Source organism: Shimia sp. MIT910701 (assembly GCF_047126315.1).
Taxonomy (GTDB): Bacteria; Pseudomonadota; Alphaproteobacteria; order Rhodobacterales; family Rhodobacteraceae; genus Shimia.
Genome location: NZ_CP138953.1, coordinates 2,617,632 through 2,635,352 on the forward strand (window position 1 = coordinate 2,617,632; position 17,721 = coordinate 2,635,352).

General features: G+C 57.8%; 17 protein-coding genes. 14 read left to right on the forward strand and 3 right to left on the reverse strand.

Going from position 1 to position 17,721, the window contains the following annotated elements; translation table 11 throughout:
- The first annotated feature begins 68 nt into the window (after nucleotides 1-68).
- From SIB38_RS12645 to SIB38_RS12705, 13 genes are all read left to right on the forward strand, one after another.
- Nucleotides 69-599 (forward strand): ester cyclase, encoded by a 531-nt coding sequence (locus SIB38_RS12645; RefSeq protein ID WP_412550281.1) that lies wholly within the window; start codon nucleotides 69-71, stop codon nucleotides 597-599.
- Nucleotides 600-622: 23 nt separating this feature from the next.
- Nucleotides 623-1,951, forward strand: a complete 1,329-nt coding sequence (gene hisD, locus SIB38_RS12650; protein WP_294118699.1) for a histidinol dehydrogenase — start codon at nucleotides 623-625, stop codon at nucleotides 1,949-1,951.
- 1 nt (nucleotide 1,952) lies between these two features.
- Complete coding sequence (locus tag SIB38_RS12655) at nucleotides 1,953-3,011, forward strand: ester cyclase (protein ID WP_412550282.1); 1,059 nt, start codon at nucleotides 1,953-1,955, stop codon at nucleotides 3,009-3,011.
- Nucleotides 3,008-3,772 carry an SDR family NAD(P)-dependent oxidoreductase gene (locus SIB38_RS12660; RefSeq protein ID WP_412550283.1) on the forward strand — a complete coding sequence of 255 codons (765 nt, stop codon included), beginning with the start codon at nucleotides 3,008-3,010 and terminating at the stop codon, nucleotides 3,770-3,772. Before SIB38_RS12655 ends, SIB38_RS12660 begins: the two co-directional genes overlap by 4 nt.
- Nucleotides 3,772-4,809, forward strand: a complete 1,038-nt coding sequence (locus SIB38_RS12665) for a LacI family DNA-binding transcriptional regulator (RefSeq protein WP_412550284.1) — start codon at nucleotides 3,772-3,774, stop codon at nucleotides 4,807-4,809. Before SIB38_RS12660 ends, SIB38_RS12665 begins: the two co-directional genes overlap by 1 nt.
- A 6-nt stretch (nucleotides 4,810-4,815) precedes the next feature.
- The gene (locus tag SIB38_RS12670) at nucleotides 4,816-5,805 is read left to right on the forward strand and encodes a nuclear transport factor 2 family protein (RefSeq protein ID WP_412550285.1); all 990 of its coding nucleotides are present in this window, start codon (nucleotides 4,816-4,818) and stop codon (nucleotides 5,803-5,805) included.
- Nucleotides 5,806-5,959: 154 nt separating this feature from the next.
- Nucleotides 5,960-6,916, forward strand: coding sequence for a cupin (locus tag SIB38_RS12675; RefSeq protein WP_412550286.1), 957 nt, complete (start codon nucleotides 5,960-5,962; stop codon nucleotides 6,914-6,916).
- Between the two features lie 130 nt (nucleotides 6,917-7,046).
- Nucleotides 7,047-8,171, forward strand: coding sequence for a cobalamin-independent methionine synthase II family protein (locus SIB38_RS12680; protein WP_412550287.1), 1,125 nt, complete (start codon nucleotides 7,047-7,049; stop codon nucleotides 8,169-8,171).
- A complete protein-coding gene (locus SIB38_RS12685; RefSeq protein ID WP_294118711.1) occupies nucleotides 8,168-8,863 on the forward strand; it encodes an alpha/beta fold hydrolase in 696 nt (231 codons plus the stop codon). Before SIB38_RS12680 ends, SIB38_RS12685 begins: the two co-directional genes overlap by 4 nt.
- Nucleotides 8,860-9,555 (forward strand): RraA family protein, encoded by a 696-nt coding sequence (locus tag SIB38_RS12690; RefSeq protein ID WP_294118713.1) that lies wholly within the window; start codon nucleotides 8,860-8,862, stop codon nucleotides 9,553-9,555. Before SIB38_RS12685 ends, SIB38_RS12690 begins: the two co-directional genes overlap by 4 nt.
- Before the next feature lie 1,039 nt (nucleotides 9,556-10,594).
- Nucleotides 10,595-11,617 carry a tRNA dihydrouridine(20/20a) synthase DusA gene (gene dusA, locus SIB38_RS12695; protein ID WP_294118714.1) on the forward strand — a complete coding sequence of 341 codons (1,023 nt, stop codon included), beginning with the start codon at nucleotides 10,595-10,597 and terminating at the stop codon, nucleotides 11,615-11,617.
- A 78-nt stretch (nucleotides 11,618-11,695) separates the two neighbouring features.
- Nucleotides 11,696-12,523 carry a sulfite exporter TauE/SafE family protein gene (locus SIB38_RS12700; RefSeq protein WP_294118716.1) on the forward strand — a complete coding sequence of 276 codons (828 nt, stop codon included), beginning with the start codon at nucleotides 11,696-11,698 and terminating at the stop codon, nucleotides 12,521-12,523.
- 372 nt (nucleotides 12,524-12,895) lie between these two features.
- Nucleotides 12,896-14,266, forward strand: a complete 1,371-nt coding sequence (locus tag SIB38_RS12705; RefSeq protein WP_412550288.1) for a calcium-binding protein — start codon at nucleotides 12,896-12,898, stop codon at nucleotides 14,264-14,266.
- Nucleotides 14,267-14,335: 69 nt separating this feature from the next.
- On the opposite strand, the gene SIB38_RS12710 is transcribed toward SIB38_RS12705, so the two are convergent.
- From SIB38_RS12710 to ccmI, 3 genes are read right to left on the reverse strand one after another with little or no spacing between them, the layout of a single operon-like run.
- The gene (locus SIB38_RS12710; protein ID WP_294118722.1) at nucleotides 14,336-14,569 is read right to left on the reverse strand and encodes a DUF1289 domain-containing protein; all 234 of its coding nucleotides are present in this window, start codon (nucleotides 14,567-14,569) and stop codon (nucleotides 14,336-14,338) included.
- On the reverse strand, nucleotides 14,566-15,048 hold the full coding sequence (ruvX, locus tag SIB38_RS12715) for a Holliday junction resolvase RuvX (RefSeq protein WP_294118724.1): 483 nt from the start codon (nucleotides 15,046-15,048) through the stop codon (nucleotides 14,566-14,568). Before ruvX ends, SIB38_RS12710 begins: the two co-directional genes overlap by 4 nt.
- The gene (gene ccmI, locus SIB38_RS12720) at nucleotides 15,045-16,283 is read right to left on the reverse strand and encodes a c-type cytochrome biogenesis protein CcmI (protein ID WP_412550289.1); all 1,239 of its coding nucleotides are present in this window, start codon (nucleotides 16,281-16,283) and stop codon (nucleotides 15,045-15,047) included. Before ccmI ends, ruvX begins: the two co-directional genes overlap by 4 nt.
- Before the next feature lie 177 nt (nucleotides 16,284-16,460).
- On the opposite strand from ccmI, the gene SIB38_RS12725 reads away from it, so the two are divergent.
- Nucleotides 16,461-17,708, forward strand: a complete 1,248-nt coding sequence (locus tag SIB38_RS12725) for a sarcosine oxidase subunit beta family protein (protein WP_294118726.1) — start codon at nucleotides 16,461-16,463, stop codon at nucleotides 17,706-17,708.
- Nucleotides 17,709-17,721: the final 13 nt, after the last annotated feature.

The window sequence follows — 17,721 nt, forward strand, 5'->3', positions numbered from 1 at the left end:
GATTTCATAGGGCAGGGGGCGTTACGTTCCCTGACAATCCTCAACACCATTCTGAAAGGAGAGGCCCCATGAAAGGCTCCCGCCCCGAACAAGCCGTGCTGACGCGCGACACTGGTATGAGCAAGACCGAAGCCACCCGCGCCGTGATCGAAGCCATGGTGGATGGTCTGAATGACCACCGCATCGACGATATTGGCGAGTTCTTCGCCCAAGGGTTCCGTTGGATGGGCAACCAAGGTTGCGGCACCAAAACGGGTCTGCAGGAATTTCAAGACAACTGGCAGCGCCCGTTTCAGGCGGCGTTTTCGGACAAGACCTGTATCGATGAGGCACGCCTCTACATGGGCGAATGGGCCGCTGCTTTTGGCCGTCAGGAAGCCACGCACAGCGGCGAGTTCCTCGGCATCGCGCCAACCGGCAAGCGGGTGGAAATTCGCTACATGGACTTCTGGAAAGTTGTCGACGGCAAAATCGTCGACAATTGGGTGAACGTGGATTTCGCCCATGTCGCCGCACAGCTAGGCGTCGACCTGTTTAACGGCGAAGGCTGGGAAGCCTTTGATCGCGGCGAAAAAGAAGCGCCGCGCCCCCAAAACTGATCCTGTCAATTGAGGATAAGACAATGACAATCGAGTATCTGAAACGCGGCAAAGACCAAGCGGAGCGTGCTGAAGACGACGCAAAAACACGCGCCGTTGTTGAGGCCACGCTGAAGGACATCGAAACCCGCGGCGACGCAGCTGTGCGCGAGCTGTCTGAAAAGTTTGACAACTACTTGCCGGCGTCCTTCAAGCTGAGCCAGCAAGAGATCGACGACCTGATGGCGCAGTTGAGCGACCGCGAGTTGGCGGACATTAAGTTTGCCCAACAGCAGGTGCGCAATTTTGCCCAGGCGCAGCGTGACACGATGCTTGATCTGGAGGTGGAAACGCTCCCCGGCGTTGTCCTCGGGCACAAAAACATCCCGGTCCAATCTGTGGGATGTTATGTGCCCGGGGGCAAGTTCCCGATGGTGGCCTCTGCACATATGTCCGTGGCCACCGCTTCGGTGGCTGGCGTGCCGCGCATCATTGCCTGCACACCACCATTCCAAGGCAAGCCAAACGCAGCCGTGATCGCGGCGATGCACCTTGGCGGTGCGCATGAGATTTATGTCTTGGGTGGCATTCAAGCGATTGGGGCCATGGCGCTGGGCACGGAAACCATTGATCCCGTGCACATGCTGGTTGGTCCGGGCAACGCCTTTGTGGCCGAAGCCAAACGTCAACTGTTTGGCCGCGTCGGCATCGACCTCTTTGCCGGTCCGACCGAAACCATGGTGATCGCTGACGAAACCGTGGATGCGGAAATCTGTGCCACCGACCTCTTGGGACAAGCTGAACACGGCTACAACAGCCCATGCGTGATGGTCACCAACTCCCGCCAGTTGGCGGAGGACACGCTGTCGGAAATCGACCGCATTCTGAAAATCTTGCCGACGGCGGACACTGCCTCTGTCAGCTGGGAAGAATACGGCGAAGTCATCGTCTGTGACAGTTACGAGGAAATGCTCGAAGTGGCGGACGACATTGCGTCCGAGCACGTGCAGGTCATGACCGATCGCGATGATTGGTTCCTGGAAAACATGACCTGCTATGGCGCGCTGTTCTTGGGGCCGCGTACCAATGTGTCCAACGGCGACAAGGTGATTGGTACCAACCACACGCTGCCGACCAAAAAGGCCGGGCGTTACACCGGTGGTCTCTGGGTGGGCAAGTTCCTGAAAACCCACAGCTATCAGCGCGTTCTGACCGACGAAGCGGCCACGATGATTGGCGAGTACGGCTCGCGTTTGTGCATGCTCGAAGGCTTTGTCGGCCATGCGGAGCAGTGCAACGTGCGTGTGCGCCGCTACGGTGGCATCAACGTGCCGTACGGCGAAGGTGCACCCTATCGGGAGGCGGCTGAGTAGGATGGCTGTCGACAAACACACACAGCACAAAGAGCTGATCCAAGCCTTTCGAGACGCGACTTATAACTTTAGCGAAGAGGGTGTCCGCAAGGCGCTCTCGGATCTCGCGACACCGGATGCGCTTTTCCGTCTGTGCCATCCGTTTGGCGACATGACAGGGCCGGGTGCTTTTTACGATGGCGCCTATAAGGGCTTGCTCGACGCCTGGCCGGACTTGGAGCGTCGTGACTACATCGTCATGGCCGGACCAGATGAGTTTGGCAACGACTGGGTGGGCTGCGGTGGTTACTACACCGGCGTGTTCACAGGCCCGTGGTTGGACATTCCGCCCACCGGCCATCAGGTGTCGATGCGCTATCACGAGTTCTTCCGTTTTGTTGATGGCAAAGTGGTTGAGTATCAGGCGCTGTGGGACATTCCCGAGGTGATGATGCAGGCAGATGCCTGGCCTATGGCGCCGTCGCTGGGGCGCGAATGGCATGTGCCTGGCCCCGCAACCGCAGACGGCTTGGTGCCTGGACCCTATGATGAAGCCAAAGGCAAAGAGACCTGTCAGCACATCATTGACATGCTGGAGCATCTGAAAAAGCACCCGCGTGATCCGGATCCACGCGCCATGAAGATGGATCACTACTGGCATCAGCGTATGAGTTGGTACGGCCCAGCGGGTATTGGCACAGGACGTGGCGTGGCAGGGTTTCGGAACTGGCACCAGATCCCGTTTCTCAACGGCATGCCGGACCGCGGCCAATATGTGGATGAGATCACATATCACTTCTTTGGCGATGGCGAATATGCTGCCGTCACTGGCTGGCCCAACATGATCCAGACTGTCACCGACGATGGGTGGATGGGCATCGCGCCAGCGGGCAAAAAGATCACCATGCGCAGCTTGGATTTCTGGCGTTTAGAGAACGGAAAAATCCGAGAAAACTGGGTGCTGGTCGATCTTTTGGACGCCTATCGCCAATTGGGCGTGGACGTCTTTGCCCGGTTGCGGGAATTCAACAAGGTGCGCAGTATGGCGCGCCTGAATATCCCGGATGGAATGAGCAAATGACTGACCTGCCCCGCACCCCTTCCTTTTCACTGAGCGGCAAAACCGCCCTTGTCACCGGTGCGTCCTCCGGCATCGGGCAGGGCTGTGCCGTGGCGCTGGCCGAGGCCGGTGCCCATGTGATTTGCGCGGCACGCGGGGCAGAGAAATTAGAAGACACCGTCGCGGCCATGACGGCTGCGGGCATGAGTGCCGAGGCGTTGGTGCTGGATCAAGGCGACCTCGCGGCGCTGGCGCAGGTATTTGAAACGCAAGACATCGACGTTGTGGTGAATTCCGCTGGTCTGGCGCGGCACGGTCCGGCTGTTGAGACCACGCCAGAGGATTATGACGCCGCGATGGGGCTCAATTTGCGCTCCGCCTATTTCCTTTCCGCCTACGCGGCTAAAGCGTTGATCGCGGCGGGCAAACCCGGTTCCATCATCCACATCTCCAGCCAAATGGGCCATGTGGGTGGTGTGGACCGCGCGGTCTACTGCGCTTCTAAGCATGGATTGGAAGGCATGGTCAAAGCCATGGCCATTGAGTGGGGACCGTCGCAAATCCGTATCAACACGGTCTGCCCGACCTTCATCAAAACGCCACTTACGGCGCAGACGTTTGAACGACCTGAACGCAAAGCCTGGATCGAGGAGAAAATCAAACTTGGCCGTATTGGCGAGGTCGAGGACATCATGGGCGCGGTGCTTTACCTCGCTTCTGATGCCAGTGCCTTGGTCACCGGCACTTCCATGTTGATTGACGGCGGGTGGACGGCAGACTGATGGCTGAGAAAGTAACCTCCCTCCAAGTTGCCGAGCGCGCCGGTGTCAGCCAATCCGCTGTGAGCCGTGTGTTCACGCCCGGCGCCTCCGCCTCCAAAGCCACCGTCGAGAAGGTGCGCAAAGCCGCCGAGGAGCTCGGCTACCGCCCTAATGTGCTCGCCCGCGCCATGGTATCCGGCAAAAGCCGCATCATCGGCCTCGTCGTGGCCTATCTGGACAATTACTTCTACCCGGAAGCGCTGGAAATCCTCTCAAACGCGTTGCAGGAAAAAGGCTACCACGTACTGGTTTTTATGGCGTCCCAAACCGCCGGAAACATTGACGGTGTAGTTGAAGAAATCCTAGACTATCAAGTGGATGGCATTGTCACAGCCTCCGTGGCGATGTCCTCCGATCTTTCGGCGCGCTGCCTGCAAGCGGGCGTGCCTGTGGTGCATTTCAACCGCTTTGAAGAGGCCAAAGGCGTCAGCTGTGTCACCTCCGACAACTTCGAAGGCGGCCGCCAATTGGCGCAGTTCCTCGTTGCGGGCGGGCACAGCAAAATCGGCCACATCGCCGGTTGGGAAGGGGCCTCCACCCAACGGGATCGCGAAGCTGGTTTCCGCGCTGGACTTGAAGAAGCTGGGCAGGACCTATTTGCCCGCGAGATTGGCGATTTTGACGTGGACCGCGCCCGCGCTGCGGCCAGCGCCATGTTCGATGTGCCGGAAGACAAGCGTCCAGATGCGGTCTTTGTGGCCAACGATCATATGGCTTTTGCTGTCATGGATGAGCTGCGTTTTGGCCTTGGACTCAAGATCCCTGAAGACGTTTCCGTTGTGGGCTTTGACGACGTGCCGCCAGCGGCATGGCGCGCCTATGACCTCACCACCATGCGCCAGCGCGCCAATCTGATGGTGGAAGAAACCGTCGATGCGCTGCTGCAGCACATTGAAACCCCGGCAACTGCCGCCCCGCGGCAAGTCGCAATTCCAACCCCGCTGATTGTGCGTGGCTCCGCGCGCGTTCCAGACACCTGGCCTCCAAAAGAAGGATAGACCCCCATGCAAGGCTTCGATGCGAAATTTCAGGATTTCCCCGATTACATCATCGGCATCACCAAAGAGATTTGGGAAGATCGGGGCATTGCCACGCTGCACCACTACTACAGCGATGACATCGTTGTGCGTTCTCCGGCTTCCGTGGTGCTGGGCAATCAAAATGTCATCGGCGCAACCATGGCCACGCTGGCAGAATTTCCGGATCGGCAGTTGTTGGGTGAAGATGTGATTTGGTCCGGTACGCCGGAGGAGGGCATGCTCAGCTCCCACCGGATCATCTCCACCGCCACTCATATGGCGGATGGCGTTTATGGCAAGGCGACCGGCAAGCAATTGCGCTATCGCATCCTGGCTGACTGTCACGCAATCAACAATCAAATCAACGATGAATGGCTGATCCGCGACCAAGGTGCCATCGTGCGTCAAATGGGGTGGGAGCCCAAGGAATACGCCGCCAATTTGATCGAGGCCGAAGGTGGACCAGACAACTGCGTGAAGCCCCTGACACCGCACACGGACCAACCCGGCCCCTACACAGGGATCGGCAACGACAACGTGTGGGGCGCGCGTTATGCGGAGATACTCAACCGTATCATGGGCGCGGATATCGCGGCGATTGAGGCCGAGTACGACCGCGCGGTGCAATCCGAATATGTTGGTGGCGTGACTGGCCATGGCTGGGATGCAGTGGACCGTTTCTGGATGGGCCTGCGCGCCAGCTTCCCAAATGCAGAGTTTAAGATTGAGCACCAGATTGGCCGCGATGATCCGATGATGCCACCGCGCGCCGCAATCCGGTGGAGCCTCTGGGGCAAACACGAAGGGTGGGGTACTTTTGGTGCGCCGACTGGCGCGGAGGTTTACGTGCTGGGCATCAGCCATGCAGACTTCGGCGCGCTGATCACGGATCAGCCCAAAGTACGCCGTGAATACACGCTGTTTGATGAAACCTCGGTCTGGAAACAGATCCTACTTCAAACCGGTCAGGCGTGAATTCCAACCTGACATATCCTCGGCTGTGCAACACACAGGCGGCGCGGCGCTTTCATGCGCATCGTGCCGCATTGCGCGCACGCCGTCTCAACAACCGTCCTCCCGGGGCGGGGTCTACTTCGATCCCAATCCAAACCCCACAAGGAGACAAAAGATGAGTTCTATCCAATCCCGCATTGTGCGCTACGGCGACTTGAAACCCTGCAAAACGGCCTTCATTGACGCCCACACACCGGGCAGCGATCAGAAAGAAAACTTCACAATCGTCGGCGGCGGCGTGTCCGAGTCCCCGGATCAGCATGTGCACATCACCGATAAGATCGGTTTTAACATCGGCGCAGCGGGACAGCCGCCCAAATGTCGCAACAGCTTGCACAGCCACACCACCGCTGAAGTGTTCTTCGTGGCTAAAGGCCGTTGGCGCTTTTTCTGGGGCCTGCACGGCGACGCCGGTGAGTTCATTGCTGAAGAAGGTGATATCTTTAACATTCCCACCGGCATCTTCCGTGGTTTTGAAAACGTTGGTCAGGATTACGGGATGATCATGGCGATCCTTGGCGGGGATGATGCGGGTGGGGGCGTCACTTGGGCGCCGCACGTGATTGAAGATGCGCAGGCGCATGGTTTGATGCTGGGTGACAACGGCGTGCTTTATGACAGCAAGAAGGGCGAAGAGCTGCCACACAACGTGCGCCCCATGCCGTTGTTGACCGAGGAAGAATTAAAAGCCTTCCCCGAAGTGCCAGTGGAAGAGGTGATGCCCTATGTGGCGCGCTATTGGGATTTGATGGCGTTGGCGGTAAAAAAGCCAGCCAAGGTGATCGGCGAGGACGCGATCATCAAAGACAAGCCCGGGTTTGAGGTCGACTTCCTGACGCGCGGGTCCGCCGTGACAGAACCCGTGACCACTGCGCAGCCGGTGGTGCTGATGCCCGCCAGTGGCCACTGGCGCATCACTATCGACGACGTGGAGGTCACCTTGTCCGCAGGGGACACGGCCGTGGTACTGCCGGGCGAAAGCTACAGCGTGACCCCTTCGATGACGGGGGAAGCGGGGCTCTACCGCATCACCGCAACAGACGATGCCGCTGGTGCCACCTGGACCGGCTAAAACCTTAGGCCTCGCGCGGCGGCACTCACTGCCGCGCGAGGCGCTCAAACGTTAACGGTGTCGGGTTGCGGAGTGCACCTCCGCGTTACCGACGCGATACTGACGGGAAACAGACAGGGAAAACGGCGCGATGAGCAAAATCTTAACAACCCATGTGGGCAGCCTGCCACGTACCCAAGAGGTGGTGGATTTCATCTTTGCGCGTGAGCACGAAAAACCCTATGATCCGGCGGCTTTCGATGCAGCCATGACCGCTGCCGTGGACGAGACGGTACGCAAACAGGTCGACGCGGGTGTCGATATTGTAAGCGACGGGGAAACCAGCAAAATTTCCTACGCCACTTATGTAAAAGACCGCTACACGGGGTTCTCGGGCGACAGCGAGCGCAACGCACCAGCAGGCCTCAAGATGTTCCCGTCTTTCCTGAAGCGATTGGCCGATGATGGCGGCACACCGCAATACGCCCGCCCCAAGTGCACCGGAGAGGTGCGCAGCAAAGGGCAGGGGGAATTGATGAAAGATATCAGTAACCTGAAGGCCGCCATGGCGGCTCACGGCGTGGAGCGTGGTTTTATGAATGCCGCCTCGCCAGGGGTGATCTCGCTGTTCTTGCAGAATGATCATTATGCCAGTCGTGAAGACTATCTGGCGGCCCTCGCGGATGCCATGAAGGACGAGTATGAAACCATTGTTTCCAATGGCTTAGACCTGCAATTGGACTGCCCAGATTTGGCCCTGTCCCGCCATATGTTGTTCAATGATCTGAGCGATGACGAGTTCCTCAAGATCGCGAATATGCATGTAGAGGCGCTCAATCACGCCCTGCAAAACGTGCCGCAAGATCGCGTAAGGGTCCATATTTGTTGGGGAAATTACGAGGGTCCCCATTGTTGCGACATCCCGATGGACAAGGTGTTCAGCACTTTGATGGCGACCAAATCCCGCTATGTGCTGTTTGAAACCTCCAATCCGCGTCATGCGCATGAGTGGACGGTGTTTCGAGACCGCAAATCTGAAATCCCCGACGACAAAATACTTGTGCCCGGAGTGGTGGATACCACCACCAATTTTGTCGAGCATCCTGAGCTGGTTTCTCAGCGTATTCAACGCTTTAGTGATATCGTTGGCGCGGACCGTGTGATCGCCGGAAGCGACTGCGGCTTCGGGACTTTCGCAGGATTTGGCGCGGTCGATCCCGATATTGCTTATGCCAAACTGGCAGCCCTCAGCGAAGGAGCCGCAGCGCTGTCATGACACCTTTGGTTTTGCTCCCCGGTATGATGTGTGATGCGCGCCTTTTTGGCCCGCAAATCAACGCTTTGTCTGGACGCTATCCGATCATGACGGCGCCGCTGGGCGGGCAGAAAACCATTGAGAAACTCGCCACAGAAGTGTTGCAAAACGCGCCTCCAAAGTTCGCTCTGGCGGGGCTGTCGATGGGCGGCATTGTCGCCATGGAGATGTTGCGACAAGCGCGAGACCGCATTGTGGGGCTAGCCTTGATGGACACCAACCCGCTTGCGGAATCCGAGGCGACAAAAGACCGCCGAGCGCTTCAAATAGCCTCCACTTTGGCGGGAGACATGCGGCGCGTGATGCGCGAGGAGATGAAGCCTAATTACCTTGCGGATGGACCTAATCAAGGCAAGATCTTGGACCTTTGCATGGCCATGGCCACCGACCTTGGGCCAGATATTTTTGTTAGACAGTCCAAAGCCTTGCGTGATCGCAAAGATCAAACGGAAACCCTGCGGAGTTACTCCGGCGAAACGCTAATCCTTTGCGGTCGGGAGGACAGCCTGTGCCCCGTCGAACGCCACCGATTGATGCAAAATTTGATCCCGGGCAGCACATTACAGATTGTTGAAAACGCGGGGCATTTACCGACCTTGGAGCAACCCCGAATTACCAATGCAGCGTTGACCCGCTGGCTGGAGAGCCTATGAACGACACCCTTTTGAAACTGCTGCAATCAGTGGATACCCCGACCGTTTGCAACGCCATTGAAGTGGCCCAAGGTCAACGTGGTTTTGATCAGTTTACGCGCGGCACCATGCTCTGTTCTGATCCTGAGGGCGGCGCTATGGTGGGCTATGCCCGCACTGCCAAAATCGCGGCGCTGGAACCGCCACAAGGGGCGCCTGACGTGATTAAAGCCCGACGCATGGCCTACTACAAACATATGTCGGACGGGCCGCGCCCAGCGATCACGGTGATTGAAGATGTCGATTTTCCGAACTGCATCGGTGCTTATTGGGGGGAGATCAACACAACCGTTCACAAAGGGCTTGGAGTCAGCGGCGCACTGACCAACGGTGTCATGCGCGACCTGGGAGATTTGCCAAGCGGGTTTCCCGTGCTGGCAGGCTCCATAGGACCAAGTCATGGCTTCGTCCATGTGCGGGAAATTGGAACAGAAGTTGAGGTATTTGGCCTGCGCATCCGTGATGGCGATTTGGTACATGCGGACCGGCATGGTGCCTTGGTGATCCCGCCGGAAGTGGTTGGGCAACTGGAAGGCGCGATCCATAAGTTGCTGGACACTGAGCAGCTGATCTTGGAACCGGCACGAAAAACGGGGTTCGATTTTGCAGCTTTTGCAACAGCTTGGGCCGCATTTGAAGCTTCGCGCACCTGAGCCAGAAACGTAAGTTCTGGTTCGCCTGGAGACATTGTGGTGGATCCAAGACCGGCCTCAAGATGGCTGTGGTGCAGACAGGGAGAGTGTTGAACGATTGTGACCTCTCTATTTTTTGCACTTGGCCAAGCGAACCTGCCGCGGAAAAGCTGGTGACTAATTCCAAACTCATCAGCTAGTCAGCTGGGCGGAAAGGGCAAGAAGCTGGCGGGTTGGTGTGGATCATTGGATCTGCGCATAGAAGACTTTCAAACTGGCTGCTGTGAATTTCTGGAAACCTGCCATCCTTATAGCAAGGTCATGTTCTCTTTGGGCTGGAAGCCGTCGTTAGGTGGGTGTTGATCCTACGGCAGCAAAGGGCCGAGTGCAGAACTTCTGGCAGTATTATTGGATCACTTGACTAAGACTTTGCGATTCGGCGGAAAAATTCCGCTTGCACATTCACGCCTGTCTCTTTTGGGATGACAGTTTGCCTTTCTTCCGGCTTTGTTATTTAGTGCGAGCCTAGGCATTTCGATCAAGGCACTTTCGAAGAAATTCCACCGAAATGGGTTCGAACTGCGACAAATTCATAAATGGCAATGTTTGCAACAATTGACTGTGGGACGTCGAATTTTGTGTCAGCTTTGTCGTCTCATCAGAAAATTGTTGTTCGAGTTATGGTGAACTTCAAAATTAGCGGCTCAAAGGTAAGTTGGCTGAGATCCGAAAAGGTTGCAGCGACACCAAAAACATAGCCAACCGTCAAGACGACAAATTCCGCCCCACATTCTACCCCACACTTACGTTGGATCATGTTGCAACGGTCTGCTGCAGTTTACGGAGCAAGCCAGTCACAATCCGCAACAGAAAAAGGTCAGAAGTACGATTTGCAACAAGTTGCAATAAGAAACAGGTTCCGTGTGGGGGCACCATTTTCCAAAAATGGGACTGGATTTTGGCTTGCAGAATACGCTTGCGCTATCGTAGTGCCCACGACGTATGTCGCTTCGAGTGCTGACACGCCACCCTTTGGCCAACCGCAAGAGAGATCAATCTGATGACTGACGTGACCGCAACGTCCCCCTCCAAGGCGTCAGACCTTCATCGAGCCGCGCGCCTGTCTGTCGCCCCGATGATGGACTGGACGGACCGTCATTGTCGCTATCTGCATCGGCTGTTGTCGCGGGACACCTTGCTCTATACGGAGATGGTCACAGCCCCCGCGCTGGTGCGGGGCGGGGCGGTGCATCTGTTGGATTACAATACCGAAGAGCACCCGGTCGCTTTGCAACTTGGCGGCAGTGATCCGCAGGAACTGGCCGCTGCCACGAAACTTGGTGCCGCTGCGGGCTATGATGAAGTCAACCTCAATGTTGGCTGTCCCTCGGATCGAGTGCAGTCTGGCACCTTTGGCGCGGTGTTGATGAAAACACCCGAGTTGGTTGCGGACTGCGTTCGGGCCATGCAGGACGCCACAGATGTCAAAGTCACCGTCAAGTGCCGGATCGGAGTGGATGACCAGGAGCCCAAAGAGGTGTTGCCTGACTTTATAAATAAGATGCAAGGTGCTGGCATAAAACGCATTTCCATTCATGCGCGTAAGGCGTGGCTACAGGGTCTGAGTCCCAAGGAAAATCGCGATATTCCACCATTGGACTATCCGCTGGTCTATCAGATGAAACGGGATTTTCCGGAGCTGCATTTGTCGATCAACGGCGGCGTCACCACTTTGGAAGAGGCCAAAACGCACCTCGCCGAAGGCATGGACGGGGTGATGATTGGCCGCGCGGCCTATCACAACCCCACTGATATACTCAGCACGGCGGATCGCGAGATCTACGGTGCCGGGGCGGACAGTGATCCCGTACAGGTGGTACAGCACATGCTGCCCTATATCGAGGCGCATCTCGCCAAGGGCGGCAAGCTCAACCAGGTCACGCGGCATATGCTCGGGTTGTTTGCGGGCAAACCCGGGGCGCGGGCCTGGCGGCGGTATTTGTCGGAACATGCCACCAAACCGGGGGCAGGGCCGGATACGGTTCTGACGGCACTGGAAAACGTTACCCAAGCGGCGGCGTAACGCGTCGCGACGAGGTTGGTTGCGAACCGTCGGGATTTGGGCTTTATCTCTGCTCAACGCGCGATCCCGGAGAGACTGATGGCCCACGATCCTACCTTGCTTATTCAAATGCTGCTGCTTTTGCTGGTGATCGGCGGGGTGGCCGGGGTGTTGGCCGGCCTGCTGGGGGTTGGCGGCGGCATCGTTTTAGTACCAGCGTTTTTCTATGCGTTTCAGGCGCTTGGTTACGATGGGCCGCAACTGATGCAGGTGTGTCTGGCGACCTCGCTGGCGACCATCATTGTGACATCGTTGCGCTCTGTGGCAAGCCACAACAAAAAGGGCGCGGTGGACTGGGACATCCTGCGCACCTGGGCGCCTGGCATTGTTGTCGGCGCCTTCATTGGCGTGCTGGTGGCGGCCAATTTGCGCTCCGTGACGTTGCAAATGGTCTTTGGCTGTCTGGCGTTGGTGATTGGGGCCTATATGGGCTTTGGCAAGGCGCATTGGCGGTTGGGACAAGCGATGCCGACCGGATTGCCACGTGTGGTTGTCAGCCCCTGTGTCGGGTTCCTCTCGGTGCTTATGGGTATTGGCGGGGGCAGCTTTGGCGTTCCGTTGATGACGTTGTTTAATGTGCCGATTCACCGCGCTGTGGCGACGGCAGCAGGCTTTGGTGTGACCATTGCCGTGCCTGCGGTGATTGGCTTTCTGTTTATGGAGATTGATCCGGCAACCCGTCCGCCGTTCACAATTGGGGCGGTCAACATGGTGGCCTTTGGTCTGATCATTGCCATGACGCTTCTGACCGCACCTTTGGGGGTCAAGCTGGCCCATGCTATGGACCCCAAACCGCTCAAGCGGGTGTTTGCCGTGTTTTTGACGCTGGTCGCGCTGAACATGCTGCGCAAAGCGGCGGGTCTGTAAGAAAACCTGCGATTTTCTCGCAACCCCAAGGTCAGTGTTTTGTCACTCCGAGGGGAATTGGGCCTTATGAGACACGAATCGACGTTGCGTGGGTTTTTCATATGAGCCGCCGGGAGGACTTTCCCGGATCGCTTTTTCCATTTTGCCCTACACCACCCACGCGTGCTTTGGCTTCCTTGGCGTGACGTTAAAGTCGCACGGCGGTCCTTGAAAAGTAGGCAATACCCTATGTTTCGTTGCAAGGATGGAAACGTTACGGTCTTTGGTGCCGCATTGTTTCGATTTTACTATCGCTGCAAAATGTCTCCTTAATTTTAAACGAATTTTTGGCTAAACTTTTGAAAATTCTATTTGGACCAAGGGTGTAAAGCGATGCAGTTACTTTGGATTTTGGGCCTTGCGGTCCTCGGCGGCGCGTTGATCTATGAAATTACGGATGATGATGACGACAGCAGCACGGAGCCAGAAACCAACGATGATCCGACAACCGGTGATCCAACCACGACCGGTGGCGACGATCCAGTAGATCCAACTGATCCTACAGATCCAACTGACCCTACTGATCCCAGTGATCCGACCGACCCAACGGACCCGGGTGACCCAACAACGGTTTCCGTTGATCCGATCGCCGGGACCGAGGGCGCAGACACGCTGGCCGGCACCGAAGAAGGCGACCGGATTGAAGCCGATGCAGGCGGTGACGCTGTCACGGGGCTTGGCGGCGATGACACCATTCTTGGTGGCGACGGTGAAGACGCGATTGATGGCGGCGAGGGGAATGACAAGATCTCCGGCGGCAACGACGCGGACACTCTCGCCGGTGGCGCTGGCGATGACCTTATGGGTGGCGGCACATCTAATGACAGCCTGACCGGCGATGATGGCGCTGACACGCTGTTTGGCGGTTGGGGGGATGACACCCTCGATGGCGGCGACGACGACGACAGTCTGATGGGCAGCCGGGGCCTGGATGTTCTGAGCGGCGGTTTGGGCAATGACTACCTGAACGGCGAAGATGACAACGACACGCTGGATGGCGGCGAAGGGGAAGACAGCCTGCTGGGCGGTGACGGCAACGACAGCTTGACCGGTGGAGAAGGCAATGACTCGCTTTGGGGCGGCAACAGCGATGACACGCTGGAAGGCGGCGAGGGTGACGACCACCTGTCTGGCCAGACCTCTGATGACAGCCTTGTTGGCGCAGCTGGGGCCGACACGCTTCTGGGCGGTCGCGGCAATGACACGCTGATTGGGGGCGTTGGCGAAGACAGCTTGGAAGGCGGTCTGGGTGACGATGTCTTTGTTGGCGTCGAAGATGGCTCTGATGACGAAACCATCGCGGCCAGCGATGTGCTGGACGCAGACACCATGCGCGGCGGTGACGGCAACGACACCTTTGTCCTCGGCTCCGGCGATGTTGCCGAAGGCGGCGCGGGCGTCGACACCTTCGCCTCCGGGACCTGGGTGGATGCGGACAACCTGCCTGTGATCGAAGACTTTGACGTGGCCGAAGACGTCTTTGCGCTGCTGGTGCCGGAAGGTGAGGGCACAGGCACGGTGACGGTTGATGCCGATGCGGACGCGGGTGAGGGCTGGTTCACGGTCTCTTATGACGGCGCCCCGGTCGCCACCGTCTTTGGCGCGGGCATGACACCGGCCAATGTGTCGGTTGTGGAAACGGACGTGGTGGAAAGTGCTGTTACTACGGATCCGGTCCCTGCTTATGCAGAGCCCACTGTCTAAAGCTACAGTTTAGAAACGAGAAAAGCGCGCTCTTTCGGGCGCGCTTTTTGTTTGGGCTGGTGTCTGGATTTAGCGCTTCAGGCGCGCAGCCCGACCACCTCGACGTTTCTTCAACCGTGGCGCGCGGTTTGGCAGCTCCTGCATGATCTCGCTGCGCTCATCGGGCGCCATCTTGGACCATTGGGTGATTTCATCAATCGTGCGCAGGCACCCGGTGCAGATCCGTTCTTCGGGATGCACAACGCAGAGTTTCACACAGGGACTTTCGACTTCGGCGCGCGTCCACACGGTGTCTTTGCTCACGAGGCACTCCCAAGATGGTTTAAACGGTCCAACACTCCTTGTAGGATATAGGACGCAGCCACATGGTCGATCACCTCTGCGCGACGTTTCCGTGACGTATCCGCCTCCAATAGCGCTCTTTCCGCCGCGACGGTGGACAATCGCTCGTCCCAGAAGCCAATCGGTGCCTCAACCAAGGCAGACAGGTTGCGGGCAAAGGCGCGGGTGGATTGCGCCCGTGGACCTTCGCTGCCGTCCATGTTCATGGGCAACCCAAGGATGATCCCACCGATGTTGCGGTCTTGGATGATCTCGATGAGGCGCTGCGCATCCACGCCAAATTTCTTGCGCTTCACGGTTTCAATCGGCGTGGCCACAGAGCGGAAGCTGTCGCTCACCGCCACACCAATGGTCTTGGTGCCCAGATCCAACCCCATCAGCGCCTGCATCGCGGGCAAGTCCGGGGCCATCTCTTCTATGCTTTGGTAAATCTCGCTCATTCCAAACCTGCCTGTGCTGCACCCATACGCACGATTTCTAATGCATCAGGCACGTTTGCAAAAACAATCTGCGCTTCGTTCCAGATCGCTTCGGCCCGTGCGCGGTCCCCTACTACGCCATAGGCCCCAATCAAACGCGCCCATTCCTGTGGTGTGCCGCCCTCGGTTGCCAATCGATCTGAGAGCTGGTCCACCATGCCCTGGATCATCGCCTGACGGTCCTCAACCGACAGTTCGCCTGCCGCTTCCATGTCTTCGGCTGAAGGGCCGGACAGACCGTCGGCGGAATGGGCTGGCACCGGCGCAGGCATCTTGTAGTCAATGCCAGCGTACCAGGCCAATTCAGTGATGGTGGCGCGAATGGATGGCACCCACGGCGCGTCATTGGGGCTTTGCCGCAGCACCTGATCCCAGATGCGGAACGTCGCGTCCGGACGGCCGGTCTGCCACATCATCAGGCCGGTATAATAACGGGCCAGATTGTTGAACGGGTCAAGCTCCAGTGCCTTTTTGAGGCTGGCCTCAGCTTCTGGGGAGACATAGTCGCCCGCCGCGGTGATCAGCAAGTTGGCGTGCAAAACATAGTCGCCTGCGGTCGCATCGTCGCCTTTGATTTCAATGACCTTTGCCTGAGCTTCGTGCGCGGCTCTCAAGTTGCCGAGGCTGGCTTCGTTACGAGCCAAAAGCTCTTGACCGCGCAAGTCCTCTGGATTGTCCGCCACAGCTTTGCGTAGCTTTGCCATAAGGTCTAAAAACTCTTCACCCGCCTCCGCCGCAGGGCGGGCGGGCACTTTGGTTTCGGCCACGGCCTGTGGGTCGCGATTGTCGCGGCGTGCTTGAGCCTCCGCCGCGCGCTCTTGCAGCGGCATATCACGGTAACCCGGTGCGCCGAGTTTATAATACAGGCCAAAACTTCCGGTAAGAACCACAGCGCCCAAGATCACGGCAATTACTCTAGATTGCTGGCTGTCTTCGGCTTGACCGCTCTCCGCTTTCTGCATCTGCGCATCGGCAGCCAGAATGCGCCGGGAGATCTCGGTCTTCATACGGGCGGCGTCTTCTTCGCCAATCACGCCCCGAGCTTGATCTTTATCGACCTCTTTGAGCTGGTCACGATAAACCCGCAAATCATAGGCGGCAGGGTGTTCCGCCTCTTCATCGCGACGTGTCAATGCGAGCGCAAACAAGCCAGCGGTCACGAGGGCTAGGGCAGCTGCAACAATCCAGAAAATCATGTGGCCTCCTAAGTGCTGGACCACATGTAGTGTTGTGAACAGGCGGCTGAAAGCAAAATCGGCATTCTGACGCGACATGTCGCAACCGGTCTGCAAATAGGCGCTTTAACCACCGTGACCGACTTAGCAAAAAGTTCATAAACTGGGAGAAGTTGCCTCGTATTCGGAATCACGCTCATGAGAAGATATTCAGCCTTTGCCATCGCCCGCGAAGCCGCCCGCTACCATTCGGGCTGGGAACGCGCATGGCGCTCTCCGGAACCCAAGAAAAAATACGACGTGATCATCGTGGGCGCGGGTGGCCACGGTCTCGCCACTGCATTTTACTTGGGCAAGAACTTTGGCATCACCAATGTCGCGATCATTGAGAAGGGCTGGCTTGGCGGCGGCAACACGGGGCGCAACACCACGATTATCCGGTCAAACTACCTGCAGGACAGCTCTGCCGCGCTTTATGAAAAGGCGCGCTCACTTTATGAGACCATGTCGCAGGACTTGAACTATAACGTCATGTTCTCTCCGCGCGGCGTGATCATGCTGGCGCAGACCGAACATGAGGTGCGCGGCTATCAACGCACAGCGCACGCAAACGCGCTGCAAGGCGTGACCACTGAGTTTATCGGGCCGGAACGTGTGAAAGAACTGGTGCCGATCATCAACATCGACGGCCCACGTTATCCGGTGCTCGGCGGTCTCTGGCAGGCGCGCGGCGGCACTGGTCGCCATGATGCGGTGGCTTGGGGCTATGCCCGCGCGTGCTCCGACATGGGCATGGATATTATTCAGAAATGTGAAGTGGTTGGCGTGCGGTCTGAAGGTGGCAATGTCGTCGGCGTCGACACCACAAAAGGCCCAATTGATTGTGACAAGCTTGGCCTTGTGGTCGCAGGCAACTCCGGTGCCTTGGCCAATATGGCGGGCTTCCGTCTGCCGATGGAATCTGTAGCTTTGCAAGCGCTGGTGTCTGAGCCGATCAAGCCATGTATGGATGTGGTGGTGATGGCCAACACCGTGCATGGCTACATGTCTCAATCTGACAAAGGCGAGATGGTGATTGGCGGCGGCACCGACGGGTTCAACAACTACACCCAACGCGGCAGCTTCCACCACATCGAAGAAACTGTGCGGGCGCTCTGTGAAACTTTCCCGATGGTCAGCCGCCTCAAAATGCTGCGCCAGTGGGGCGGCATCGTGGATGTGACCGGCGACCGCTCGCCGGTGATTGGCAAGACGCCTCTGGGCAACTGTTTCATCAACGCAGGCTGGGGTACCGGCGGCTTCAAAGCCATCCCTGGCGGCGGCTGGGCCACGGCTGAGCTGATCGCCAAAGGTGAGCCGGGTCCGTTGAGCGCTGAGTTTGGCATGGAACGGTTTATCGAAGGTCGTTTCATTGACGAAAGCGTTGCGGCAGGGGTGGCGCACTGATGGCGCTCCCTCT